20 protein-coding genes and 1 pseudogene are annotated in these 23,656 nt (G+C 70.0%); 7 read left to right on the top strand and 14 right to left on the bottom strand.

Features of this window, described 5'->3' with window-relative positions:
* The 4 genes from CLM62_RS39635 to CLM62_RS39650 are packed head-to-tail and all read right to left on the bottom strand — an operon-like array spanning position 1 to position 4,646.
* Positions 1-969 carry an ABC transporter permease gene (locus tag CLM62_RS39635; protein ID WP_095754780.1) on the bottom strand — a complete coding sequence of 323 codons (969 nt, stop codon included), beginning with the start codon at positions 967-969 and terminating at the stop codon, positions 1-3.
* Between the two features lie 5 nt (positions 970-974).
* A complete protein-coding gene (locus CLM62_RS39640) occupies positions 975-1,997 on the bottom strand; it encodes an ABC transporter permease (protein ID WP_095754723.1) in 1,023 nt (340 codons plus the stop codon).
* Positions 1,994-3,718, bottom strand: a complete 1,725-nt coding sequence (locus tag CLM62_RS39645) for an ABC transporter substrate-binding protein (RefSeq protein WP_095754781.1) — start codon at positions 3,716-3,718, stop codon at positions 1,994-1,996. Before CLM62_RS39645 ends, CLM62_RS39640 begins: the two co-directional genes overlap by 4 nt.
* A 31-nt stretch (positions 3,719-3,749) precedes the next feature.
* Positions 3,750-4,646: a proline iminopeptidase-family hydrolase gene (locus CLM62_RS39650; RefSeq protein ID WP_095754724.1), complete on the bottom strand. Its 897-nt coding sequence runs from the start codon at positions 4,644-4,646 to the stop codon at positions 3,750-3,752.
* A gap of 293 nt (positions 4,647-4,939) precedes the next feature.
* Between CLM62_RS39650 and CLM62_RS39655 the strand changes: the two genes are divergently transcribed.
* Positions 4,940-5,656 carry an FCD domain-containing protein gene (locus CLM62_RS39655; RefSeq protein WP_257004355.1) on the top strand — a complete coding sequence of 239 codons (717 nt, stop codon included), beginning with the start codon at positions 4,940-4,942 and terminating at the stop codon, positions 5,654-5,656.
* Between the two features lie 93 nt (positions 5,657-5,749).
* Here CLM62_RS39655 and CLM62_RS39660 read toward each other — a convergent pair whose 3' ends face one another.
* A complete protein-coding gene (locus CLM62_RS39660) occupies positions 5,750-7,969 on the bottom strand; it encodes a sialidase family protein (RefSeq protein ID WP_095754725.1) in 2,220 nt (739 codons plus the stop codon).
* 190 nt (positions 7,970-8,159) lie between these two features.
* Between CLM62_RS39660 and htpG the strand changes: the two genes are divergently transcribed.
* The 3 genes from htpG to CLM62_RS39675 all read left to right on the top strand — a co-directional run bounded on the left by htpG (position 8,160) and on the right by CLM62_RS39675 (position 11,564).
* Positions 8,160-10,058: a molecular chaperone HtpG gene (gene htpG / locus CLM62_RS39665; RefSeq protein WP_095754726.1), complete on the top strand. Its 1,899-nt coding sequence runs from the start codon at positions 8,160-8,162 to the stop codon at positions 10,056-10,058.
* 251 nt (positions 10,059-10,309) lie between these two features.
* Positions 10,310-10,981, top strand: a complete 672-nt coding sequence (locus CLM62_RS39670; RefSeq protein ID WP_095754727.1) for a lytic polysaccharide monooxygenase — start codon at positions 10,310-10,312, stop codon at positions 10,979-10,981.
* A gap of 385 nt (positions 10,982-11,366) precedes the next feature.
* Positions 11,367-11,564 carry a hypothetical protein gene (locus CLM62_RS39675; protein ID WP_095754728.1) on the top strand — a complete coding sequence of 66 codons (198 nt, stop codon included), beginning with the start codon at positions 11,367-11,369 and terminating at the stop codon, positions 11,562-11,564.
* A gap of 25 nt (positions 11,565-11,589) precedes the next feature.
* Here CLM62_RS39675 and CLM62_RS39680 read toward each other — a convergent pair whose 3' ends face one another.
* The 5 genes from CLM62_RS39680 to CLM62_RS39700 all read right to left on the bottom strand — a co-directional run bounded on the left by CLM62_RS39680 (position 11,590) and on the right by CLM62_RS39700 (position 15,502).
* Complete coding sequence (locus CLM62_RS39680; RefSeq protein ID WP_095754729.1) at positions 11,590-12,246, bottom strand: MBL fold metallo-hydrolase; 657 nt, start codon at positions 12,244-12,246, stop codon at positions 11,590-11,592.
* A complete protein-coding gene (locus CLM62_RS39685) occupies positions 12,243-13,370 on the bottom strand; it encodes a CapA family protein (protein ID WP_095754730.1) in 1,128 nt (375 codons plus the stop codon). Before CLM62_RS39685 ends, CLM62_RS39680 begins: the two co-directional genes overlap by 4 nt.
* Positions 13,371-13,467: 97 nt before the next feature.
* Positions 13,468-14,274, bottom strand: coding sequence for an SAM-dependent methyltransferase (locus tag CLM62_RS39690; protein ID WP_095754731.1), 807 nt, complete (start codon positions 14,272-14,274; stop codon positions 13,468-13,470).
* Positions 14,275-14,378: 104 nt separating this feature from the next.
* Positions 14,379-14,630 carry a DUF397 domain-containing protein gene (locus tag CLM62_RS39695; RefSeq protein WP_095754732.1) on the bottom strand — a complete coding sequence of 84 codons (252 nt, stop codon included), beginning with the start codon at positions 14,628-14,630 and terminating at the stop codon, positions 14,379-14,381.
* Complete coding sequence (locus tag CLM62_RS39700) at positions 14,627-15,502, bottom strand: helix-turn-helix transcriptional regulator (RefSeq protein WP_095754733.1); 876 nt, start codon at positions 15,500-15,502, stop codon at positions 14,627-14,629. The genes CLM62_RS39695 and CLM62_RS39700 overlap by 4 nt, the downstream gene beginning before the upstream one ends.
* A gap of 316 nt (positions 15,503-15,818) precedes the next feature.
* Here CLM62_RS39700 and CLM62_RS39705 point away from each other — a divergent pair, with 316 nt between their 5' ends.
* On the top strand, positions 15,819-16,259 hold the full coding sequence (locus tag CLM62_RS39705; protein ID WP_095754734.1) for an ATP-binding protein: 441 nt from the start codon (positions 15,819-15,821) through the stop codon (positions 16,257-16,259).
* Between the two features lie 37 nt (positions 16,260-16,296).
* Here CLM62_RS39705 and CLM62_RS39710 read toward each other — a convergent pair whose 3' ends face one another.
* Complete coding sequence (locus CLM62_RS39710) at positions 16,297-17,739, bottom strand: GAF domain-containing SpoIIE family protein phosphatase (protein ID WP_257004357.1); 1,443 nt, start codon at positions 17,737-17,739, stop codon at positions 16,297-16,299.
* Positions 17,740-17,785: 46 nt separating this feature from the next.
* Between CLM62_RS39710 and CLM62_RS39715 the strand changes: the two are divergent.
* Positions 17,786-17,971, top strand: a pseudogene (locus CLM62_RS39715) (SAM-dependent methyltransferase); the annotation flags it as partial.
* A gap of 95 nt (positions 17,972-18,066) precedes the next feature.
* Here the strand turns inward: CLM62_RS39715 and CLM62_RS39720 are convergent.
* Positions 18,067-19,158: a LacI family DNA-binding transcriptional regulator gene (locus CLM62_RS39720; RefSeq protein WP_373559234.1), complete on the bottom strand. Its 1,092-nt coding sequence runs from the start codon at positions 19,156-19,158 to the stop codon at positions 18,067-18,069.
* Positions 19,159-19,590: 432 nt separating this feature from the next.
* On the opposite strand from CLM62_RS39720, the gene CLM62_RS39725 reads away from it, so the two are divergent.
* The gene (locus tag CLM62_RS39725; protein ID WP_095754735.1) at positions 19,591-20,646 is read left to right on the top strand and encodes a glycoside hydrolase family 5 protein; all 1,056 of its coding nucleotides are present in this window, start codon (positions 19,591-19,593) and stop codon (positions 20,644-20,646) included.
* Between the two features lie 90 nt (positions 20,647-20,736).
* Here the strand turns inward: CLM62_RS39725 and CLM62_RS39730 are convergent, their stop codons facing one another.
* Both CLM62_RS39730 and CLM62_RS39735 read right to left on the bottom strand, forming a co-directional pair.
* On the bottom strand, positions 20,737-22,206 hold the full coding sequence (locus CLM62_RS39730; RefSeq protein ID WP_095754736.1) for an L-fucose/L-arabinose isomerase family protein: 1,470 nt from the start codon (positions 22,204-22,206) through the stop codon (positions 20,737-20,739).
* A gap of 32 nt (positions 22,207-22,238) precedes the next feature.
* A complete protein-coding gene (locus CLM62_RS39735) occupies positions 22,239-23,537 on the bottom strand; it encodes an MFS transporter (RefSeq protein WP_095754737.1) in 1,299 nt (432 codons plus the stop codon).
* Positions 23,538-23,656: the final 119 nt, after the last annotated feature.

Consider the following 23,656-nt stretch of genomic DNA (forward strand, 5'->3'; position numbering starts at 1 on the left):
TCAGGCATGGCGGGCCCTCGGATCGAGTCGCGCGTACAGGATGTCCACCAGTGCGTTGGCGAGGACGACGAAGAACGCCGCGTACAGGACGGTCCCCATGATCACGGGCAGGTCCAGGTTCTGCAGGGCGTCGTAGGTGAGCTTGCCGATGCCGGGCAGGCCGAAGACCACCTCGGTGAGCAGCGCGGCGCCGCCCACGAGGGCGCCGAAGTCCAGGCCGAACAGCGACACGATCGGTATCAGCGAGCAGCGCAGGGCGTGGCGCACCAGGATCCGCCGCTCGGTCAGGCCCTTGGCCCGGGCGGTGCGGACGTAGTCCTCGTTCAGCGCGTTGACGACCTCGCCGCGCAGCAGGCGGGCGTAGATCCCGGCGTACAGCAGCGCCAGGGTGAGCCAGGGGAAGAGCAGGTGCAGCGCCCACTGGCCCGCGTCCTGGCTCAGGCCGACGTAGCCGGGCGGCGGCACCCAGGAGAACACCGAGCCGTGCAACTGCTTCTGGGTCACGAGGTTGACGACCTCGCCGAGCCAGTACGCCGGCAGCGAGACACCGACCACGCCGACCAGCATGATCAGCGGGTCGGCGGCCTTGCCGCGCAGGGTCGCCGCGGCCGTGCCCATGAGGATGCCGGCCGTCATCCAGATCAGCGCCGCGCCCACGACGAGCGACAGGGTCACGGGGGTGGCCTGCATGATCTGGGGAACGACGCGGGCACCGCGGTTGACGAACGACTCCAGGTCGCCGTCCACCAGCAGGTGACGCATCATCAGCAGATAGCGGACGGGCATCGGACGGTCGAGGCCGAAGGAGTGCCGTACCTGGGCGAGCGTGGCCGGGTCGGCGTTGCGTCCCGCGATGCGTGCCGCGGGATCGACTCCCGGGGTGGCGAAGAAGATCAGGAAGACCAGCACGCTGATGGCGAACATCACCAGGAGGGCCGAGCCGAAGCGCTTGAGCGCGAACTGGAGCATGACCGTCACACCCCTCCGCGCAGCCGGGCACTCGGGTCGAGCGCGTCGCGCACCCCGTCGCCCAGGACGTTGAGTGCCGCCGTGGTCAGGGCGATCAGCAGTCCTGGGGCGATCGTCACGGCGGGCCGGGTGTAGAGCAGACCCAGGCCGTCCTCGATGATCGTGCCCCAGCTGGCGTCGGGCGGCTGGACGCCGACGGACAGGAAGGACAGCGCCGACTCGGTGAGCATGGCCAGCGCCGTCATCAGCGGGACGAAGACGATCGCCGTGGGCAGGACGTTCGGCAGCACCTCCCGGCGCAGCACGCGCACGGTGGGGGCTCCGGAGCCCACGGCCGCCTGGATGAACTCCTTGTTGCGCAGCACCAGTACCTGGCCGCGCATCGGCCGGGCGATGTACGGAACGTAGATCGCCGCGATGATCGCGACGGGCAGCCAGAGGCTTCCCGCGTCCACGGTGAGCGGCCCCAGGCGCAGCCCGTTGGTGAGCAGGACGACCGACAGGCAGATGGCCAGCAGGTACACCGGGAACGCCCAGATCACGTCCAGGATCCGGGAGATGACGGCGTCCACGACACCGCCCGCGTAGCCGGCGACGACCCCGACGGCCGTACCGAGGACGCAGGTGAGCAGGGCCGCCGTGACGCCGATGAACAGACTCGTACGGCCGCCGTACAGCAGGCGCGCCATGACGTCGCGGCCCTGGTTGTCGGCGCCGAGGAAGTAGTGGGCGGGGTCCCAGGTGGGGCCGATGGGCGTGACCCCGAGGCCGAGGCCCGTGCTGCTGGGGGTGAGCACGGGCACGGCCTTGCCGTCGACGACCGTGGTGCCGGAGACATGGGACTGGAACGGGTCGGTGTGGGCGACGTGGTCCGCGTACAGCGGAGCGCACAGGGCCGCCAGCACGATGACGAGCAGGACGACGGCCGCGGCCACCGCCGACCTGTTGTGCGACAGGTCGGCGGCGGCCGTCCGCCAGGGGCCCGGCGAGCGCCGGGCCTGGGGCGACGGGGGCAGCACGTGGCTCATTTGACCCACAGCTGCCCGACGAGCATGTAGAACTGCTTGCTGAACTGGTAGTTGCCGACCCGCTTCGACGTGAAGTCGATGATCTTCGGGTTGATCAGGGGAACGACCGGGGACTCGGTCATGATCTCCTGGTCGATGGCGCCCCATTGCTGGTCGGCGCTCTTCTGGTCGGTCTGCCCGGTCTCCAGCGCGGTCTGCATCTTCGCGTCGATGCCCTTGTCGCAGAAGCCGGCGATGTTGATGCTGGAGTCACTGCCGGGATGGAACGAGGCGCAGGACAGCAGCACGTTGAGGAAGTCCGAGGCCGCCGGATAGTCCTGGTACCACTGCGTCAGGGCCAGCTGCACCTTGTTCTTGGTGTTCTGGATGTAGGTGAACTGGATGTTCCCCGACAGCGGCTTGAGCTTCGCCTTGTAGCCGAGCTGGGTGAGCAGGCTCTGCAGGTACTGTCCGATCGACTTGTTGACGTCGTCGTCCTGGACGACGATGCCGACCTCCTGCCCCGTCGTACCGGACTGCTTCACCAGCTCCTTGGCCTTGGCCAGGTCCGCGGCCGACCAGGTTGTGCCGCCGCCCTTGGTGTAGGCGCACGAGTCGACGTGCCCGGGGAAGCCCGGCGGCAGGATCGTGCACGCGGGAGAGGCGAGGTTCGTACCGCCGTACAGCCGCACCACGGCGGCCCGGTCGACGGCCCAGTTGATCGCCTGCCGCGCCAGCTTGTTGTTGAACGGGGCCATGTTGACGTTCAGCGTGGCGTACCAGAACGCGGTCAGCGGGTTCACATGCGCCTGGGAGGCGTACTTGGTGCCGATCTCGTTGAGCCGGTCGGCGGGCGGCGGGTCGTACATCCAGTCCGCCTGGCCGTTCTGGATCGCGGTGACCTGGGACTCGACGGTCTGGCCGAAGGTGTAGTCGATCACGTCGGGGTAGCCCTCGGGCTGCGCCGGACGCGACCACTCCTTGAAGTGCGGGTTGCGCACCAGCTTCAGCGCCCGGTTCGGGTCGTACGAGGCGGCCATGTAGGGGCCGGTCGTCGGCAGCGGCTTGGTGCCGGCGTCCTTCGCCGGCGAGTCCTTCGGTACGACGCTGGCGTGCGGGACGGCCAGCTTGTACGGGAACTCCGGGTCCGGGGCGGTGAGGTTGACGGTGACCGTGTTGGCCTTCGCGTCGCCCGTCACGCCTCCCTCGAGCGTGCAGGAGGCGGGCTTCTTCAGACAGGCGTCGGCGCCGACGATGCCGTTGTAGAAGGTGCCCGCGGTGGGGCTGGAGACCTTGAAGAGGCGCTGGAAGGACGCCACCACGTCGTCGGTGGTCACCGGCTTGCCGTTGGAGAAGGAGATGCCCTTGCGGAGCGTGAACGTGTATGTCTTGCCGCCGTCCGTCACCTTCGGCATCGCCTCGGCCAGGTCCGGGACCACGGTGAACGACTGCTGGCCGCCGACCTTCTTGAACGAGAGCAGCCCGTCGTACATCGACTGGTACAACTGCCAGTACTGGAGCGTGTAGTTGACCTGCGGGTCGAAGCTGCCCGCGGCCGCGTGGGCGACGAGCTTCAGGGTGCCGCCCTTGTGCTCGGGCTGGAAGGCGGAGGAACCGGAGCCGGACGTGGACGCGGTCGGGCCGGAGGAGGAGCCGTCGTCGGAGGACGAACAGGCGGCGGCGGTCAGGGCGAGGGCGACGGTGGCGGCGGCGAGCGCGCTCCGTCTCTTGCTGCGGGACATGCGGGACATCCGGGGAACTCCCGTCGGTGGATCAGTCGGTGGAGTCGAGGAACGCGCCCACGACCCGGAGGTAGAGCTCCTCTTCCTCGACGTGCGGCATATGGCTGGAGTGCTCGAAGAAGTGCCAGCGCACGTCGGGGATGTGGTCGGCGAAGGGCTTGACGGTCTCGGGAGTCGCCTCGTCGTACCGTCCGGACACCAGCAGGGTCGGCACGTCGATCAGGTGCAGCCGGTCGATGACCGACCAGTTCTTCAGGGTCCCGACGACATGGAACTCGTTCGGGCCGTTCATCGTGTGGTACACGGTCGGATCGGCCTCGATGTTGTCCCAAGTGGCCTGCACATCGGGCGGGTTGGGGACCAGGCGGCACACGTGGCGCTCGTTGAAGACCTGTTCGGCCGCGCGATAGTCCGGGTGGTCGGTGGTGCCGGCCGTCTCATGGGCGAGGAGGGTGTGCTGGACCTCCGGTGGGAGGGCGGCACGCAACTCGTGTGCGGCCGACAGCCACAGCTCCATGGACGCGGGGGAGTTGGCGATGACCAGGCCGCGCAGCCCGGGTGGGCGGCGCACGGCGTGCTCGGCGGCGAGCATGCCGCCCCAGGACTGGCCGAGGACGTGGTAGGCGTCGGCGATGCCCAGCGCCTTGAGGAGGTTGTCGAGTTCGTCGAGGAAGAGCTGGACGGTCCAGAAGTCGGCGCCCTTGCCGGGCAGATGGGTGGACAGTCCGGTGCCGAGTTGGTCGTAGTGCACCACGGGGCGACCCTGCCCGGCGATGCCCGCGATGCTGAGCGTGTAGTTGTGACCGGCGCCGGGTCCGCCGTGCAGGACGACCAGAGGTGTCCTGCCCGGTTCGCCCGTGATCCGGTACCAGGTGGACCAGCCGTTGAAGTCGACGGTTCCGGTGTGGTTCGGTTCGGGGATCGCCACGGGGAAGCCTCCCAGACCGGCCGGAATGAATGCCGACCTCTGTCTTAAACCAGTTGGGTGTGACGGATGGATGAGATAGTGATTGGGCAAAAGGTCAGCGCACAAGACCTTTTGGCGGGGCCGGTGCAAGACGTAACGGCGTGTTCACGTGGCCCCCGCGCGTTTACAAAGGCGGCACTCGATGGGGAGGACAGCTGACATCCGCACCTGAGTCACCCGAACCGGGGGACGAGTTCTCCCGCGTACTCGACCGTGTCCTGCTCGGCGGTTCGCCGTCGTCGTCGCTGCGCCCGGTGCGCGTGGCCTCGGCGGTCGACGAGGTCTCCGACCGGCTGCTCACCGCGATCGCCGTCGGAGACTTCCTGCCGGGCGAACGGCTGCCGGTCGAACGCGAGCTGACCCGGCTGCTGCGGGTGAGCCGCCCCACCGTCCGCGAGGCCGTCGGACGCCTCCAGACCCTGGGAGTCATCGAGATCCGTCGGGGCCGCAACGGGGGCGCCTTCGTACGCGACAGCTGGACCGAGTCCTCCGGGGCCGCGGTCCGCCGCACGCTGCTGCCCCGGTGGGAGGAGTTCGAGCAGCTCTTCGATCTGCGCGGGCTGGTGGAAGGCATGGTGGCCGCGACGGCGGCTCGACGCCGACGACCCGAGGACCTCGAACCCATGCGGGAGGCCCTGGCCGCGCACCTGTCCGCGCGCACGCCCCGAGAGGAACAGGCCGCCGACAGCGCGTTCCACCGGAGCATCTGCGCGGCCACCCACAATCCGCAGATCGCCCTGCTCAGCCGGGACCTGCTGACCCGGATCAGCCTCGGCTTCCCGATCGAGCCGTGGGGCAAGGGCGAGCGGTCCCACTTCCATCGGGCCGGCGAGGGCCACACGGCCCTGTACGAGGCCATCGCGGCGGGCGAGCCCGAGCGAGCGGAGGAAGTCGCCCGGGACCACTTCTTGATCAGTGCGGACATGATCCGCGACGTACTGGCGCGCGTGCGGGCCGCGGAAACGTCCTGAGGACCGCACGTCCTGAGGACCGCACAGCTTCGGTTCGCGGAACAGCCGCCCGGCACTGGTCAATGCCGGGCGGCTGCGCCGTAAGCGATCTGCTCAGACAGTGGTCAGTTCGTAGAAGCCCCTGCCGAACGTCGCGGCCACCAGACGGCGGTGTCCCGCGTCGTACTCGATGTCGTCGACCGGCACCTGCGGCATGCCGCGTCCGAGGCGCAGCCAGCGGCCGCCGCCCGTGACGCTGGTGAACACGCCCTGGTCGGTGGCGAGGTACAGGATGCCGCCCCGCGCGACGACCAGGTCGTTGACGGGTGCCGCCGGGAGGTTGCCCGACAGGTTCCGCCAGTGCTTGCCTCCGTCGGTGCTGCCGTAGACGTGGGGGAGGGGTGAGCCGGAGCGGTAGGCGGAGTGGGTGGTCCAGACCCGGTTCGGGTTCTTCGGGTCCACCACCACACGGGTCACCCAGGGGCGCCCCTCGGCCAGCTTCGTCCAGGTCGCCCCGAGGTTCTTGGTGACCCAGACGCGGCCGTCGTCCGTGCCGGCGTACACCGTGCGTCCGTCGCCGGCCGGGGCGATCGAGGTGATGGTGCCGTAGTTGGCGTAGAGCGGGTCGGAGCCGGGCCCGCCGGACAGGTCGGGGCTGATGGCCTGCCAGGTCTCGCCGCCGTCCGTGGAGCGGTTGAGGACCTCGGCGCCGTAGTAGAGGATCTTCGGGTCACGCGGGTCGAACTCCACCGGCGTGAACCAGTTGCGGCGCTGGAACGTCGTCCGGTCGGCGAAGTACGTGAGGGTGTCGCCGCCGTCGGTGGAGCGGAAGCAGTTGCCGTACTGGTAGCAGGCGAAGACGTTGTTCACGTCGGCCGGGTCGATCAGGTTCTCCTCCCCGTCGCCGCCGAGGTACTCGTTGAACTTCTCCCCGCCCCAGGAGCGCAGCGAGCCGTTGTCCTGGGAGCCGCCGGAGATGCGGCTGGTGTCCTGCGGGGTGATCGCCGCACTGTAGAGCTGGGTGTACGGCTGGTGGCGGGACTTGACCCAGCCGCCGTCGCCGCCGGAGTCGGAGCGGTAGACGCCGCCGTCGTTGCCGAGGTAGACCCGGCCGGGCCGGCGCGGGTCCCACACCATGGCGTGATGGTCGACGTGCATGCTCGTGTCGTCGGCGCTCCAGGTGGTGCCGCCGTCCTTCGTGGTCAGCAGGGCGACCCCGGCCACGTGCACGTGCTCGGTGTCCCGGGGGTCGATCCACACCTTGCCGAACCACCAGCCGAAGCTGGACTGTGAGTTGGTGAGATCCTCGTTGGCCGGTGTGCGGGTCCAACTGTCGCCGCCGTCGGTGGAGCCGTAGAAGCCCTCGAAGGAGCCGCCCGCCTTGTTGACGATGGCGTAGAGCCGGTCGCCCGCGACGCCCAGGCCGATGCGTCCCACGTCGGGTCCCTGCGCGGGCAGGCCCCCGCCGAGCCGTTCCCAGGTCTCGCCGTCGTCCGCGGAGCGGAAGACGCCGGAGCCCACACCGCCGTACGTCCGCAGATCGGGGCGACGGCGCTTGTCCCACAGCACGGCGTACAACTGGTCGCCGTCCACCACGATCTCCGTGGCGCCGGTGAACTCGTTGGCGCCGGCCAGGATCCGCTCCCAGGTGGCGCCGCCGTCCTCGGAGCGGTACACGCCCCGGTCGCCACCGCCGTTGTAGAGAGACCCCGCGGCGGCCACATAGATACGGCGGGGATCGGCGGGGTCGATGGTGATGGCGCTGATCGCGCCGGAGTCGCGTAGGCCGAGCGGGGTCCAGGTCCGGCCCCCGTCCTTGCTCCGGTACATGCCCGTGCCCTCGTACGTGATGCTTCCGCCGCCCGGATTGGGCTCGCCGGTGCCGACGTACAGGGTGCCGTCCGGTGCGGTGGCGACCGCGCCCATGGCCTGCGTGAAGCTGTCGGGCCACACCGAGTGGAACGTCCCCCCGGCGTCGGTGCTGCGCCACAGTCCGCCGCTCGCGGCCGCCGCGTAGAGGGTGTCGGCGCGCTTCGGGTCGAGCGCCAGGGAGACGATCCGGCCGCCGATGTTGGTGGGGCCCACGCCCTTCCAGCGCCCGCCGACGGTGGGCAGCTCCCGGGCCTGTGCCGCCGCGAGGTCGTGGGCGTGGCGCGGAATCGACTCTCCCGGCACGGTCTTCTGGAGGTAGCGGTACTCCGCCGGGGCGGACGGCCCGCGGACCGGCCGGTACACGTCCGTCGGCGGGGGAGGCGGTGCGGCGGACGCCGGTGCCGTGAGGAGCGCGGCACCGGTGACCGCGGCGAGAACCAGCGAAAGCAGACCTCTGCCCATGAAAACCCCGTAACCCTTCCGTCACCCTGGTCACTTCAGACGCAACGACGGTACGCGAGAGGGGAGTTGAGCAGAAGAGGGACCACCGCCCGCTGCCGGAAGCCGGTGACTCCGCCCCGACTTGGTGTTTTACAGTGACTGGGCGCCAGTTCCGGCGACCACTCAGGGACCTGTGAGGTACACGCGAACCATGTCGACCGAAACGTTTGAGTTCCAAGTAGAGGCCCGTCAGCTCCTGCAGCTGATGATCCACTCGGTCTACTCGAACAAGGATGTCTTCCTGCGCGAGCTCGTCTCCAACGCCTCCGACGCGCTGGACAAGCTGCGTCTCGCGGCCCTGCGGGACGACACGCTCGACGCCGATGTGTCCGACCTGCACGTCGAGATCGAGATCGACAAGGAGGCCCGCACGCTCACCGTGCGGGACAACGGCATCGGGATGTCGTACGACGAGGTCGGGCAGCTCATCGGCACCATCGCCAACTCGGGCACCGCCAAGTTCCTCCAGGAACTGCGGGAGGCCCAGGAGGCGGGCGGAGCCGAGGGGCTCATCGGCCAGTTCGGCGTCGGCTTCTACGCCGGCTTCATGGTCGCCGACGAGGTGACCCTGGTGACCAGGCGCGCCGGCGAGAGCCAGGGCACCCGCTGGACGTCACGCGGTGAGGGCACGTACACGCTGGAGAGGGTCGACGACGCGCCGCAGGGCACCGCCGTCACGCTGCACCTCAAGCCGGCGGACCCCGAGAACCAGCTCCACGACTACACCTCCGTCTGGAAGATCAAGGAGATCGTCAAGCGGTACTCGGACTTCATCACCTGGCCGATCCGGCTCGTCCCGGAATCGGGCGAGGGGGACACCGCGTCCGAACCCGAGACGCTGAACTCGATGAAGGCCCTGTGGGCGCGCTCGCGCGAGGAGGTGTCCGACGACGAGTACCACGAGCTGTACAAGCACATCGGCCACGACTGGCGTGAGCCGCTGGAGACGATCCGCCTCCAGGCGGAGGGCACCTTCGAGTACCAGGCCCTGCTGTTCGTCCCGTCGCACGCGCCGCACGACCTGTTCACCCAGGGCTTCAAGCGCGGTGTGCAGCTGTATGTGAAACGCGTCTTCATCATGGACGACTGCGAGGCGCTGCTGCCGCCGTACCTCCGCTTCGTCAAGGGAGTCGTGGACGCGCAGGACCTCTCCCTCAACGTGTCCCGCGAGATCCTCCAGCAGGACCGCCACATCCGGATGATCCAGCGCCGGCTGACCAAGAAGGTCCTGTCCTCGGTCAAGGACATGATGGCGTCCGCCCCGGACCGCTACAGCACGTTCTGGCGGGAGTTCGGCGCCGTCCTGAAGGAGGGGCTGGTCACCGACGCGGAGAACCGCGACGCGCTCCTCGCCGTCTCGTCGTTTCCGACCACGCACGGCGACGACGAGCCGACCACGCTGAAGAGTTACGTGGAGCGGATGAAGGACGGCCAGGACGACATCTACTACCTCACCGGCGAGTCCCGGCAGAGCATCGAGAACTCCCCGCACATGGAGGCGTTCCGGGCCAAGGGGATCGAGGTCCTGCTGCTCACCGACGCGGTCGACGAGGTGTGGGTCGACGCCGTGGGCGAGTACGAGGGCAAGAAGCTGCGTTCCGTAGCCAAGGGCGAGATCGACCTCGGCGCCGAGGGGGACGCGAAGGCCGACGGCGAGCGGGAGAAGCAGACCGAGGAGTTCGCGGGGCTGCTCGGCTGGATGAAGGAACACCTGGGCGAGGACATCAAGGACGTGCGCCTCTCTTCGCGTCTCACCGTCTCTCCGGCCTGCGTCGTCTCGGACGCGCACGACCTGACCCCGGCGCTGGAGAACATGTACCGCGCGATGGGCCAGGAGGTGCCGCCCACCAAGCGGATCCTCGAACTCAACCCCGACCACCTGCTGGTGAAGGGCCTGAACCAGGCGTACAAGGAACGCGAGGACCGCACGCGGCTCGCCGACACCGCCGAACTGCTCCACGGCCTGGCGGTCCTCGCCGAGGGCGGCCAGCCCAAGGAACCCGCACGGTTCGTCAAGCTGGTGGCCGAGCGCCTGGAGCGCACGCTGTAGCCGCGACAGGCGCGCGGCTACAGCGACGGTTCGGGGTGCCCGCTCGTTCAGGGCGCCCCGAGCCCACTTCTGCCGACGACAGCGGGCACACGTCGAACGCATCGAACGCGCCAACGGGGTCTCGAAAGTGGCGCAATCGAATGTTGCAGCTCCGTTTCATGGGGCGCAGGTTGGAAGTGCGGGAGCGCTCCCATGAGCGGCCCGTACCCAACCCCGTACCCGCTGCCCCGGTGGACAGGACGTGAATTGTCATGAGCAGATCAAACAGGATCAAGGGAGTCCGCCCTCGCCCCACACTCGCTCTGAGCATGCTCGCCGCGGTGCTGCTCTGCCTGATCCCCTGGAGCGGCACCGCCGCCGCCCACGGCTCGGTCGTCGACCCGGCTTCCCGCAACTACGGCTGCTGGCTCCGCTGGGGATCCGACTTCCAGAACCCGGCCATGGCGCAGCAAGACCCCATGTGCTGGCAGGCATGGCAGGACAACCCGAACGCCATGTGGAACTGGAACGGCCTGTACCGCAACGGCTCCGGCGGCAACTTCGAGGCGGTCGTCCCCGACGGACAGCTGTGCAGCGGCGGCCGGACGGAAGGCGGCCGGTACAACTCCCTGGACGCCGTGGGCGCCTGGAAGACCACGGACATCGGCAGCGACTTCACCGTGCGCCTGTACGACCAGGCCAGCCACGGCGCCGACTACTTCCTCGTCTACGTCACCCGGCAGGGCTTCGACCCCGCCACCCAGCCTCTGACCTGGGACGACCTCCAACTGGTCGCCAGGACCGGCCGTTACGCCCCCAGCCAGAACTACTCGATCGACGTGAGCACGTCCGGCCTCAGCGGCCGCCACGTCGTCTACACGATCTGGCAGGCGTCGCACATGGACCAGACCTACTTCCTGTGCAGCGACGTGAACTTCCGCTGAGCGGCGACTCCCGACCGGCGGAAAAAATGGCAAACCTGCACACCGTTCACCAGTAAGTCGTAAGGAAACTGAGCAGTAGTCACAGTTGTGCCGCCGCTCGGCGTATTGGTGGGGGAGTGTCCGTCTTGGAAACCCCGTGGCAACACTTGAATGTGCAGCGTGGCGGCAATTCACGTGAAGGAGTTGGTGAATTCGGTGACCACGGTTTCACACTGGTGAAGGGAGATGCCGGAAGGCCTTCCGCATCGAAGTGGGGAGACTGGCCGTCTGCCCTTCGACGTGCTTCGATCCTCCGCATGGCGTGAGCCGCCCGGGACGGTTGCCGTTTCGGGAATCGGGCGAAGACCGCCATAGAGAATTTCTTATGCGAAAGGAACCGCGCGTTATGAACTTCATCCCTCAGGTGGAAACGGCCGAGATGTCCGACGTCGACCTGGACAACGTCTCCGGAGGTATGGCGGGCGGCGGCTCCGGCGGTCTCTTCCTTGAGGTCCCGCCGCTCGGCGTCTGCGCCGACGCCTTCGCCTTCCTCTCGGCCGAGGGCGTCGCGGCGGGCGCGGACCTGCAGCTCGGCGCTCACTGAACGAGCGTGTCCCACGGGCCCCGGATCACCTGATCCGGGGCCCGTGGTGGTTCCGCGCGCCGTCCCGGGCCTGCCGCAGGGAATAGGTGCGGCCCTCGACTCCCCATTCACCCTCCGGCGGCTTCAAGCCGGCATCGATCGCCCGGAGACTGGGCCGCCCGATGTGGGCGTAGACAAGTCGCCGTACGCCGTGCCGTACGGCCTGCTCGGCGACGGCCTGCACGGTGGCGTGGCCGCCCACGCCGCCCCGGAACCGTATCGGCCGGTCCCAGGCGGCGGCCTCGGCGAACATCAGGTCCGCCCCCGCGGCCCAGGCCGGGAACTCCCAGAACTCCGGCGCCCACACCACGACCAGATCGCCGGCCTCGATGCGATAGCCGTAGGCGGGGTGCGAGGTGTGCACCACGGGGCGGCAGCCCACTCGTACCTCGCCGAGGTCCAGGTCACCGGCGCGGATCGCCACGCCCCGCTCGGCCGCGCTCCGGCGCAGCGCGGTCCGTAGCTCCGCCTGCTCGTCGGTGACCAGCCAGCCGTCCAGCCGCCCGGGCGGCGATTCGGCGCCGGGGCCGCCGTCGAAGGCCGCACGGTGTCCGGCGTACCGCAGCAGCAGACCGGCCGGTGCGAACCGGGGCGAGTTCATCGCCCCGACACCGAGCAGGGTCAGCCGCAGCCAACGGTTCACGGAACGGCACCCGCCGCGGGCGGCACCAGCGTGATCGTGCCGTCGGGCTCCAGCGTGAGACGTACGCCGACGCTGACGCGGTCGACGGTCGCGTGCAGCCAGGCGGCGTCCTCCGGCGGGGCGGACTCCAGCCGCATCCGCCGGGCACGCAGGGGCACCATGCGCAGACCGGTCAGCCCGCCCGTGTCCGCCGCCACCGTCACGAGGTAGACGATCCGGAGGTCGTCGCGGTACTCCTCGTAGCCGCCGATGCCCTCGTAGTCGTCGATGAAGTCGCCGCAGCCGTGCAGGATCAGCCGGTTCCGGTACACCTCGACGGGGCGGGGATGGTGCGAGGAGTGCCCGTGGACGAGGTCGACGCCGCCGTCCACCAGGGCGTGTGCGAAGCGGCGCTGGTCCCGGGGAACGAGGTATCCCCAGTTGGAGCCCCAGTGCACGGACACGACCGCGATGTCGCCCGCCCGCTTCACCTCCCGCACCTGCCGCACCACCGCGTCGGCCGCTGTGAGGGACAGCTCGGGAACGTAGGCGACGCCGGGCAGATCCGCGGTCGCCGCCCAGCCGGACGGGATGCCGCTGGACCGCGCCCCGAGCGCGAAGACGAGCACACGGCCACCGGTACGCACGGGGACGGCCGCGGGCGCGTGCGCCTCGTCGGCGTTCCGACCCGCGCCGGCCACCCGCAGACCCGCGTGGCGCAGCGCGTCCAGTGTCTCCTCCAGGCCCGCGCGGCCGAAGTCCAGGACATGGTTGTTGGCCAGGACACAGACGTCGGGACGGGCCACCGTGAGGGCGGGCAGGTTGGCCGGATGCATGCGGTAGTGGACCGCCTTGCCGGGAGCGAACGCGTCACTGCGCGTGACGGACGTCTCGAGATTGACGACACGGACGTCCGGTGCGGCCGCCTCCAGCACGCGCAGTGCCTCGCCCCACGGCCAGGACGGGTCGACGGGGGCCGGGATCGGCCCGTTGACCGACTCCGCCAGGCGCACATACGACAGGGCGTCCGTGACGTAGTCCTCCCGCAGCGCCGGATCGCCGGGGCGCGCCAGGATCTGGTCGACGCCACGCCCGAGCATCACATCGCCGCACACGAACAGCGTCACCACGCCGCCGCCGGTCATACCTCAACGGTACGAGCCGCCGCGCGCGTGTCGCGCGCTCGTACCGCGGGGCGGCGAGGGCGACAACGGCGCCGCCGCCCGGCGCGCACCGCTTCGGCTACGGCTTGATGCCCACCCCGGTCCACAGGCTGACCTCGGCGTCCGTGGCGGCGGGGACACCGTCCGGGCGCCAGCGGTGGCCGACGGTGATGCCCGGGTCGAGCAGGTGGAGCCCGTCGAAGAAGCGGGCGACGTCCTCGCGCGAGCGGAACCGCACCGGCGTCCCCGCGCCCGTGTAGATGTCGGTGACCTTCTGCCAGGTGGCCGGGTCGAAGTCGGGCGTGCAGTGGCTCAGGGCCAGCGCGCTGCCCGAGGGAAGCGCGGACAGCAGACGGTCCACTATGCCGTACGGGTCCTGCGCGTCCGTGACGAAGTGCATCAGGGCGTTGAGGGACAGGGCCACGGGCCGGTCCAGGTCCAGGACCTCGCCCAGCTCCGGGGCGCTGAGCAGCGTGTCCGGGTCGTTGACGTCCGCCTCGATGTACGTGGTGCGGCCCTGGGGCGTGCTGCGCATCAGGCGCTCGGCGTACTTGAGGACGAGGGGATCGTTGTCTGCGTAGACCACGCGCGCCTCGGGGACCACGGACTGGGCCACCTGGTGCAGGTTCGGCTCGGTGGGGATGCCGGTGCCGATGTCCAGCCACTGGCGGATGCCGTGCTCCTGCGCGAGGACTCGGGTGGCGCGGTGCATGAAGGCGCGGTTCTCGCGGGCGCACACGAAGATGCCGGGGTAGGCCGCCGCGACGGTCTCGGCCGCCTTCTTGTCGACCTCGAAGTGGTCCTTGCCGCCGAGGTAGTAGTCGTACATCCGGGCAGAGTGGGGCCTGCTGGTGTCGATGTCCCGCGCGGCGTGCGTGTTGGTCATCCTGTCCCTTTCGGTTTTGTGCGTGGGGGGTGTCGGGCAGGTCGTGGTCGGGGCGGGCTCGGGCCTTCCCGCTGGGGTCCGGGGTCAGAGGCTGTGTCAGGCTCTCAGCCGGCCGCCAGGTGGTCCGCGAGGCCGCGTTTGACTCCCGCGAGGAACGCGGCGATCTCCTCGGGGGTGTAGATCAGCGCGGGACCGGCGGGATCGGTCGACTGCCGCAGGGCCACGCGGCCGTCGGCGAGTTGCTTCGTCTGCACGCACTGGCCCCCGTTGGGACCGCTCCACGGAGACTCCCAGCCGTGCTCGCCGAGGTCCGAGGCGGGCATCCCGTTGTAGACGTGAGCGTCGATGGTGGTCATGAGTACTCCTTGCGCATGCGGTGAAGGAGCGCCCTGCTGACCGCGTCCGAGGTCAGCAGGGACATACGGTTGTGGGCCTCCAGATGCGCCGCGACATCGGAGCGCTGGTCCAGGTACATGGCACCGGAGAGGATCTCGCTGTAGACGATGTCCGGCAGCTCGGGCTCCTCGAACCGGAAGTAGGTGAACGGGGCGCAGGCGCCGACGTGGGCGCCGGCGGTGAACGGCACGATGTCGACGCTGACGTGCTCCAGTGCCGTGACCTCCAGGAGCCGGTCGATCTGCCCCCGCATGACCTCCAAGTCGCCCACCACCCGGTGCAGTACGGCCTCTTCCATCACCACCCACAGCGTGGGAGCGTCGGATCTCTCCAGCAGGCCCTGGCGGCGCAGCCGCAGATCCACGCGCCGCTGAAGATCCTCGTCGCTGTCGTTCGGGAAGCCCCCGCGCAGGACTCCGCGCGCGTACTGAGGGGTCTGCAGCAGCCCCGTGACGTAGTGGGACTCATAGGTCCGCAGGGTCTTGGCCCCCGTCTCCAGACTCACGTAACCGCTGAACCAGTTCGGCAGCACATCGCGGTACGTGTGCCACCAGCCGGGCTCGTTGGCCCGCTCGGCCAGGTCGACGAACTCGTCGATCTCCTGCTGGTCGGCCCCGTAGGTCTGCAGCAGCTTCTCCACGTAGAGCGGCTTGAGGCCGACCTCCGCCTTCTCCAGGCGGCGGATGGTCAAGGGCTTCACCCGCAGGGCCCTGGCCGCGTCCTCCAGCGACGCGCCCGCACCCTGCCGCCGCTCCTGCAGCCGCCGGCCGAGGATCATGCGGAGAACGGTGGGCGCACTGGTGCTGCCCGTGCCCGAACGGCCTTCGCTCACGCCCTACCTCCTGAGGGACTGTCACCGGTGCGAGTCTGACAGCGACTTGATGACGTCGCCAGACGGATACCGGCTAGCTGAAATTATCAGGCAGACGGTTGCAGCATGAACACAGGTGCGAGCATAGTTACTTGTGTGAATCGTCCCGCCACACGCGAGCCGCTTCATCGCCAACGTCCCATGCCCCACATGAGCGTTGGCGCGCCCCGACGTTCAAGGCACAGGATCTGTTCCGGAACACCCCTTCCTCGCAGGCCCGTCGCCGACCTCCCCCCCCACTTCCGGCTGCGCCCGCCCCCCACGGAAGGCGAACACCGTGTCCCCCCACACGACGTCCTCTCCCCAGCTGTTAGACGTCCCGAGCCCGGACCGAACGCACTGGCTGGAACTCCCCGCACACCGCTCCAGCGTCTCGGTGGCCCGCCGTTCCATGAGCACGCGGCTGACCATGTGGCGGCTGCCGGGCGAGGTGTGCGCGGACGCCGTGCTGCTCGTGTCCGAGCTGGTCACCAACGCCGTACGGCACACCCTCAGCGCGCGGGTCCTGTGCGGCATCGGGCTCGTCACGGACGGGTGCCTGCGCCTCGAGGTGCACGACCACGGCCGGCCGGGCCGCGGCCTGCCTCGACGCCGGCCCTGCCCGGAGGACGAGGGCGGCCGCGGCCTGCTCCTCGTGGAGGGGCTCGCGGACGCCTGGGGGGTCGACCGGTCGAGACTCACCGGTGGCAACGCGGTGTGGGCGAACCTGAAGGTCTGAGCGCGCGCTGGGCAAAGGCGTTGCCCGGCAGCCCGGTTCAGCCCCTCGCGGGCGTCAGCTCGGCGAGCAGCACGGTGCGGTCGTCGGCGCCGGTCGTGTCGGACGGGGCGTGCAGGAGCCGCCGGCACAGTGCGGGCAGTGCGTCGCGGTCGTCGGCGTCCACGGGCTCCACGGCGGCCGTGTCGAGGGTGTGCGCGAGGCGGGTGATCTCCTGATCGATGTCGGCGTCGCGGCACTCCACCAGGCCGTCGCTGTAGAGGACGAGGAGGGCCGGTTCCGGCACGTTCAGCACGGTGGCCTCGTAGGTGTCCGCGCCGAGTCCGAGGGGCAGGCCCGCTCCGACGAGCGGGACCGGGGCCGTCCGGCCGCCTGGGCCGCGCATCAGTGGGGGAGGGTGACCCGCGCCCACAAGGGTGCAGGTGCAGCGCCGCGCGTCCCACTCGGCGTAGATACAGGTCGCGAAGGAGGCGCCCGGAGTGTCGTCGGCGAGCGCGTCGAGCCGCCGTATGAGATCGGCCGGAGGGATGTCGAGTCCCGCCAGGGTACGGGCGGCGGTGCGCAGCTGGATCATCGCGACGGCGGACTCGGGACCGTGCCCCATGGCGTCCCCGACGATCAGGCCCACCCGGTCACCCGGCCGCTTCAGCACGTCGAACCAGTCACCGCCGATGACGGTGCCCTGCCCGGCGGGCAGACAGCCGTGGGCGATGCGGCAGCCCTCGAACTCCTGGACCGCGCCGGGCAGCAGACTGTTACGGATGGCCAGGGCGGTACGGCGCTCGCGCTCGTACAGGCGCGCGTTGTCCAGGGCGACGGAGGCCCGGGCGGCCAGCGACTCCACGGCCGCCACGTCCGCGGGCAGGAACGGCGCCCGGTCCGGTCCGCGCGTACAGGTGAGGAAGCCGACAGCGGCGCCCCGCAGCCGCAGCGGGACGACGAGAAAGGACCCCACCCGCGACATCACATCGCCGATACGGGCGTCACCGCCGGCGGCCGCGACGAGCCGCTCGGACGTGTGCGGATCGACCGTGTCGAGCACCTGCGCGTGCCCGGCGGCGAGAGCGCGGGCGTACGGCGTCTCACGCGGGAAGACGACCACCTCACCGACCGGCAGCGCACTCTCCCAGTCCGCGAGCGTGTCCGTTCCCACGCGCAACGCCAGTCGACGAGCCTCGATCCGGGGCGGATCCGCGGTGACGTACGCGTTCTCCTCACGCCGCCAGCGCTCCAGCAGATAGAGCGACGCGGCGTCGCAGAAGCCGGGTGTCAGCGCGTGCACGACTTGGCTGCCGGTCAGGGGCAGATCGAGTTCCGAGCCGATGACGTCGGCCGCGGGGGAGAAGAGCGACCGACGGGGCGGGTGCGCGGCTGCGGGTGCGCGGTCGGTGCGGCTGCGCGGTTCGTTCCGCAGGGTGGTGCCTTTCGGGGTGGGAGTGCGGGCGCGTGGCGGGACAAGTGTTCGCCGTGCGTCGTTCGGCAAACTATATGATGGTGCGTCAAGATTCCTGGGAAAGAGGGGAGTTGTGGTGTCCGACACGGAGGGTCTCCTGCCGGGGGCCGATCCCGACAAGGCGAGCGTCGCGCGGATGTACGACGCGATGCTGGGCGGACAGCACAACTTCGGCATCGACCGGGAGGCGGTGGCGGCCCCCACGGCCATCGATCCCCAGGTGCGCACCCTGGCCCGGGCCAACCGCGCCTTCCTCGGACGGGCCGTGCGGACAACGACCCCGTGGCCGTGGCCCACAAGACCGGGTGGCGCGGGGCCCGCGCGCCCGCCGGCGTCACCGGCGGACTCCGTGGAACGTCACCTCCGTGGCGGTGCGGTGCTGTGTCTGATCGCCAGAGTGGTCGGGACGAGGTCGGTCCCGGGCCGGGAGCCGCCGCGGGTGCGGATCTGCTGGAGGACTCCCTGGACGCAGCGACGGCCCACCTCGGCGAAGTCCTGGTGGACGGTGGTGAGCGGCGGGACGAAGAAGGCGGCGTCGGGGATGTCGTCGAAGCCGACCACGCTGACGTCCCGGGGGACGGACAGGCCGCGTTCGTGGAAGGCGCGCAGCAGACCCAGGGCCATCTGGTCGTTGGAGGCGAACACGGCGGTGCAGTCGGGTTCCCCGGCGAGCGCGAGGCCGGCCGCGTAGCCGGACTCGGCCGACCAGTCGCCGTGCAGGGGCGGCGGCACCGGGCGTCCGGCCTCCTCCAACACCGCGCGCCAGGCCTGGGTACGGCGCTGGCCCGCGAAGGACGTCTCGGGGCCGGTCACATGCCATACGGTCCGATGGCCCAGGTCGAGCAGGTGCCGGACGGCTTTCCGGGCGCCGTCGGCCTGGTCGGTGTCGACCACGCTGTAGCGGTCCCCGGCGTCGGAGTCCACGACGACGACGTGCACGCCCGGCGGCAGCTGCACCGTGCCGGTGTCGAGCAGATGGATCTCCATGATGACGATGACGGCGTCGACGGCCAGCTCACCCATCCGGGTGAACGCCCCCAGCACGTTGTCCTGGGTCGGGACGTCGATGGGGATCAGGGTGATCGCGTATCCCTCGGCCGCGGCGTGGGTGGCGATCGCCTCCACGGTGCGGCTGTTGCCCGTCGAGGACAGGCTGAAGAGGATCACGCCGATGGTGTTGAACTGGCCGTACCTGAGGGCGCGCGCGGCGCTGTTGGGCCGGTAGCCCAGCTCCCGCATCGCCGCGAGCACCTGCTCCCGCGTCGAACTGATCACTCCGGGATGGCCGTTGGAGACCCGCGAGACCGTCTGGGACGAGACCCCCGCCAGCTTGGCGACATCGGCCATGGAGACGCGCTGCTTGCGGCGCCCGCCGGGCACACCGGAGCCGCCGCGCTGCGCGCCGCCCGCGGCTGCGGAGACCAGCGTCTCCGGGTTGTTCAGGTCCATCGCTCCACCACTCCCGCTTCCCTCGACCCCGGGGCCGGGACTCCGCCACGCGGTGCATCGGATGTTACGCGTGGGAAACCTTGACGATCGCTGGGGCGGGTGCCACGATTCCGACGCCCTGAAGTTTACGTAAACATCCCCGCACGAGCAGCCCTGGCTCACCGGCTTGTTCTCGGCATGTTTACGTAAACACGGCATCGCGGTCGGTGGAGCAGGGAGGAGCGGAACGTTGGTCCCAGCACCGCAGGTGAGGACGCACACCGGAAGCTCGCCGGCCGTCCCGAAAGCCGGCGCCGTCACGAACCTCCCCGTAGGGCCTGCCCTACGCCATCCCTGAGCAGCTGGTCACCGTCCCGTGGCGACAGCCGGGCGGCAGAACTCCCCCCATACCCCCTCACGCCAAGCGCCGCCATCTCCTGAAAGGGCAAGCCGATGCGCCAGACCCCCACCAGAACCCGCTTCACTCCCCGGTTGCGCTCCGCCTTCGTGGCGGTCGCGATCGCCGCCCTCGGCGGTACGACCCTCGCCGGCAGCCCCGCCTCCGCCGCGCCGAGCGCCGACACCACCCAGTTCAAGGGCGTGAACTGGGCCGACCCCCGCGACAACTTCGCCGACGACCCGGTCGTCCTGTCCGGCCTGTCGACCTCCGACACCTACGCCCAGAGCTATACCAAGGCGAGCCGGGTCATCTCGGCGTTCCGCGCGAACCTCGGTGCCAACACCGTCCGGCTGCCCATCAACCCGTACACCGTCAACGGCTCCTACTGGAAGTCCTACCGCGGGGTCATCGACGCGGCGACGGCCAAGGGATTCAAGGTCATCCTCTCCTACTGGGAGGGCACGGGCCCCCGCAAGGACGGCTTCATCGACGACGAGGCCACCTTCTGGCCCATGTGGGACACCGTGGTCAAGGCCTACAAGGGCAACTCCCGGGTCTACTTCGAGCCGATGAACGAACCCCACGGCTACACCGACACCGAGTGGGCCGACCTCGCCGCCAAGTGGCTGGACACCTATCCCTCGGTGCCGCGCAACCGGGTCTTCGTCAGTGGCGCCGGCTACAACGACCACGTCACCTCCGTGTGCGCCGACCCGCGCCTGAAGGGCACCTACCTGTCGCTGCACCACTACGGGTTCTGGAAGGAGTACGCCACCTACGACCAGTGGGTGGCCGACCTCAAGGTGCGCATCGGCGACTGCGCGAACCGGACCGTCGCGGATGAGTTCGGCGCCCACATGACGACCGGGTTCGACTACAACAAGCCGGCTCCCGACAACAACTTCGTCAACTTCATGCAGGCCGTCACCGACACCTTCCGCGAGCTGAAGATGGGCTCCGTCTACTGGCCCGGTCTGCGCACCGGCGACACGTACTCGCTGCAGAAGCTGACCGGCGACCCCGCCCGCCCCTGGCTGGCCACCACCAACCAGTCCGGCGCCGACCGGCTCGCCTGGGGCTGGGGACGCGGCAAGCCCGTACGCCCCTGACCCATCGCTTGGCACAACCATCGGCCGGCCGCGGTGCTCGCGCATCGCGGCCGGCCGCGGTGGTTTCCCTTCCGCCGGCCGGGCGCGAGGTCACACTTCCCGGTGGTCGATGCCGAGCAGACTCGCGGCGGCCCGGAAGTCGGCGGTGTGGTGGCCGACCGCGAGGGACCAGTGGTGGCCGACGCCCGTGGCGCTCCACGCGTCGACCCACTCGCCGGGATCACGGCCGAAGGCGACACAGCTGGTGGTGTTGCCGATCTCGAGCAGAGGGCCGGGGACGACGGTGCCCTCGGAGGTGATGAACGACAGGCTGCCGTCGGCGTCCTGGCCGAGGCCGAGGAGGGTGACGGGGCCGTGCCGGACGTCGAACTCCACGCTGACGCCCCAGCCGCGTTTGCCGTGGTAGACGCCCAGGCCGCGCAGCAGCGGGTCACGGGCGCTGACGGCGAGGTGGGCGGGCCCGTCGTGGCCCATCTCGACGACGTCGTCCTCGAAGTCGAGGGCCTGGATCTCGGTGAAGGATCCTCCGCCACCGACACTCTGCGAGACCAACTGGGCAATGCTGGTGCGCAGTTCGTATTCGCCGGCGGCGGGCACGCCCCGGGCGGTGAGCAGGGAGGCGCCCAGGATCATGCCGGCGCCGAGCCGCTCGTGCAGTTCGCCGTCGAGACCGCGGTGGTAGTACGCGAGGGTGTCGAGGCCGAAGTCCTCGACGAGCCGGTCGAGGGCGACGGACACGGTCGCTCCCCACGCGAAGTCCTCGTCCACCACGCTGTCGTCGAGGGTGAAGACCTGCCGGGCGAGCGCCATGCGCTCCCGTGTCTCCGCCTCGGTCACCTTCTCCACCCGGTGCCGCAGGTCGTCGAACTCCAGCACCTCCACATGCGAGCCGAACGTCGCCGGAAGCAGCGTCAGATCGGTCGACACGTCGAGCATGCCGGGATACAGGTGCCCCATCAGGCCGTGCCGGGCGTGCCGCAGGGCGGCGCGGACGTGGGCGGCGCGGACCCACTGCTCGATGCGCCGCCAGGCGGCCTCCTGGCGCAGCCAGCCCGAGACCGACCGGAAGGGGATGCCGGCGCGACGGAAGACGTTGCCGACCTCGGGCACCGAGCACTGCGCGCAGTACGCCAGCCAGTCGCCGGTGTCGAAGGTGGCGTGGTCCATCCGCTCCGACGGCTGGAGGTCGATGACCAGGACGGGCGTGTGTGAGCGCTGGGCGATCGGCAGCACCATCGACGAGGTCAGATAGGTCGTCAGGAACAGCACGATGAGGTCGCAGTCCGTACGGCGGAGCTGCTCGGCGGCGGCCGCGCCCTCCTGGGCGTCGGAGATGAAGCCGACGTCGGTGACCTCCGCGTCCATCCGCCGCAGGCGCTCGGTGACGTACGCGGCCGACTCCTTCAACTGCGGGAGGAGACCGGGGAACTGCGGCCAGTACGTGCCGAGTCCGCCGGCGACCAGGCCGATGCGGGTGCGGCGGCGGGTCACCGGGGGGAGCAGATCGCGCAGGGCGGCGGCGCGGTCCACGGTCACGGTCGGGGTGTCGGTCGTTGCCATGGTCGGTGCTCCTTGTGAGGTCCGGTTCGGGTTCAGGCCCGGGCCACGCCCAGATCCGCCGGGGCGGCAGCGGCGCCGGGGGCGCGCCGGATGAGGACACGGACGATGTACCCGCCCGCGACCGCTGACGCCGCCATGCACAGGGTGATCGACCAGAGCAGGACGGACGCGCTGTACTCCATCAGGGCGGGCGTGACGAACGCGACGCCCGCGAAGACCCCCCGCGACAGGGCGTAGGTGAGGCCCTGGGTCGTGCCGCGGGTGTCCGGGGGCAGCGTGAGCTGCGACCACACCTTGTAACTGGCCTCCCCCGCGAAGGGGTTGGAGATCTGGTAGAGCACGAAGAAGACGAGCATGCCGACGAGGGCGCCGGCCGTGAGGGAGGCGATGCAGAAGGCGACGATCTGCACGACCGTGAACACGTAGAACAGCCGGTCGCGCCAGGGGGTGTCGGCGATCCGGACGAAGACGAAGGTCAGCACCAGCGCGATCGGGAGGAAGGCCAGATTGATTCCGGTGGCCAGGCTCTGCGAGGCACCGCTGACCGTGACCAGCAGATAGGTGCCGAACTGGCCGAAGGTGTTGGCGCCGATGCCCCAGGTGACGTAGTAGACGAAGGTCGCGGCCATCGGCAGCAACGCGGCACGGTTCCACACGTTCTTGAGCGCGGTGCCGCGCGGGGCGGCCAGCGCGGCAGCCTCGGCCTCCACCTCCTCGTCGGACGGCTCGTCGGCCAGCTCCAGACGGGAGCGGAGCTGCCAGGTGACCAGCGCGGCGACGGCCAGATGGCCGGTGATGAGCCGCGCCCCGGTCATGCCCGCGTCCGACAGGAGGTAGCCGAGGAAGATGACGACGACGATGCCCGCCACCCACATGACCTGCGTGAAGGACACCAGACGCGCCCGGCCGTCGGCGGGTGCGGCGTCCGAGACCACGGCCAGGGACGTCGGCAGATCGGCACCGGCCGCCAGCCCCGCCACGAGCACGCCGACGAACAGCACGATGTCGTTCGGCGCCAGCGTGATGACGACCGCGCCGAGCGCGAAGCAGAAGATGTCCCAGTTGTAGACGCGGCGGCGGCCGAACATGTCGGCCAGCCGTCCGCCGACGAGAGAGCCGACGGCGATGCAGCCGGTGACGATCGCGCTGATCGCGCCCGCCATCCACACGCCCATGTCGTAACTGTCCCGGTAGATGGCAAGGTTGACGGCGATACTGACGATGAGAGCGGCGTCCAGGTACGAGGCCATGCCCGACAGCGCCGCGACCTTCCACAGGCGCTTGGGGATGGGCTGTTCCGCGGGATCCTGGGCAGTCGAGGTTCGGAACATGATGAGACTCCGTCGGCTGGGGAGTGGCCTTGGTGGTCCTCGATCGACGGTGACTATAGGAGCCGAAAAACGTTCCAACAAGGCTCCGCGCGCACATCCGCAGCAAGAAGAGCCCACCG

Source organism: Streptomyces sp. SA15 (assembly GCF_002291145.1).
Classification (GTDB): domain Bacteria; phylum Actinomycetota; class Actinomycetes; order Streptomycetales; family Streptomycetaceae; genus Streptomyces.

Excerpts from the sequence above, each read along its gene's own strand:
- CLM62_RS39635 (WP_095754780.1), bottom strand. The coding sequence starts at position 969 with ATGCTCCAGTTCGCGCTCAAGCGCTTCGGCTCGGCCCTCCTGGTGATG.
- CLM62_RS39725 (WP_095754735.1), top strand. The coding sequence starts at position 19,591 with ATGCGCCAGACCCCCACCAGAACCCGCTTCACTCCCCGGTTGCGCTCC.
- CLM62_RS39730 (WP_095754736.1), bottom strand. The coding sequence starts at position 22,206 with ATGGCAACGACCGACACCCCGACCGTGACCGTGGACCGCGCCGCCGCC.
- CLM62_RS39685 (WP_095754730.1), bottom strand. The coding sequence starts at position 13,370 with ATGACCGGCGGCGGCGTGGTGACGCTGTTCGTGTGCGGCGATGTGATG.
- CLM62_RS39720 (WP_373559234.1), bottom strand. The coding sequence starts at position 19,158 with ATGGACCTGAACAACCCGGAGACGCTGGTCTCCGCAGCCGCGGGCGGC.
- CLM62_RS39735 (WP_095754737.1), bottom strand. The coding sequence starts at position 23,537 with ATGTTCCGAACCTCGACTGCCCAGGATCCCGCGGAACAGCCCATCCCC.
- CLM62_RS39670 (WP_095754727.1), top strand. The coding sequence starts at position 10,310 with ATGAGCAGATCAAACAGGATCAAGGGAGTCCGCCCTCGCCCCACACTC.
- CLM62_RS39640 (WP_095754723.1), bottom strand. The coding sequence starts at position 1,997 with ATGAGCCACGTGCTGCCCCCGTCGCCCCAGGCCCGGCGCTCGCCGGGC.
- CLM62_RS39645 (WP_095754781.1), bottom strand. The coding sequence starts at position 3,718 with ATGTCCCGCAGCAAGAGACGGAGCGCGCTCGCCGCCGCCACCGTCGCC.
- CLM62_RS39675 (WP_095754728.1), top strand. The coding sequence starts at position 11,367 with ATGAACTTCATCCCTCAGGTGGAAACGGCCGAGATGTCCGACGTCGAC.
- htpG (WP_095754726.1), top strand. The coding sequence starts at position 8,160 with ATGTCGACCGAAACGTTTGAGTTCCAAGTAGAGGCCCGTCAGCTCCTG.
- CLM62_RS39695 (WP_095754732.1), bottom strand. The coding sequence starts at position 14,630 with ATGACCACCATCGACGCTCACGTCTACAACGGGATGCCCGCCTCGGAC.
- CLM62_RS39690 (WP_095754731.1), bottom strand. The coding sequence starts at position 14,274 with ATGACCAACACGCACGCCGCGCGGGACATCGACACCAGCAGGCCCCAC.
- CLM62_RS39660 (WP_095754725.1), bottom strand. The coding sequence starts at position 7,969 with ATGGGCAGAGGTCTGCTTTCGCTGGTTCTCGCCGCGGTCACCGGTGCC.